The sequence below is a fragment of the Erwinia sp. PME.40.26/001 genome, from assembly GCF_055556675.1.
Genome location: NZ_JBVHNP010000052.1, coordinates 1 through 362, shown reverse-complemented (window position 1 = coordinate 362; position 362 = coordinate 1). Strand labels below are relative to the sequence as shown.

At 64.1% G+C, this 362-nt stretch carries 1 protein-coding gene; it reads left to right on the top strand.

Annotation, left to right across the window (positions count from 1 at the left end; translation table 11 throughout):
• On the top strand, positions 1-362 hold a 362-nt coding region (locus ACZ3HG_RS23180), incomplete at both ends, for a hypothetical protein (RefSeq protein ID WP_465334652.1).

The window sequence follows — 362 nt, the reverse complement described above, 5'->3', positions numbered from 1 at the left end:
ACGTTCGAGTACACGCCGTACTACGACCCCACGGCTCTCCCGCCGGGAGCGCCGATCCATCTGCTCACCGACGACGAGTCCACGTCGGCTCTCGACCTGTGGTTGCTCGACCATCCGGATGCCATCGCCGGTCCGGACACGCGGATGTTCGCCTTCAACCCCGATGTCGTGGCATCCAACTACTACCTGTCGCCGATGTTCCGGTCGTTCCTGCTCTTCTCGAATACGAAGTGGAATCGCACCGGGATGATCACGCCGGGGGTTTTCGGGACGCTCCGGGGCTCGTTCATCGGGCTCCCCCGCGCGACCGAGATCAGCGTGCCCGTGACGGTGAAGGAACCCGGCAAGTACCGCGTGCTCAT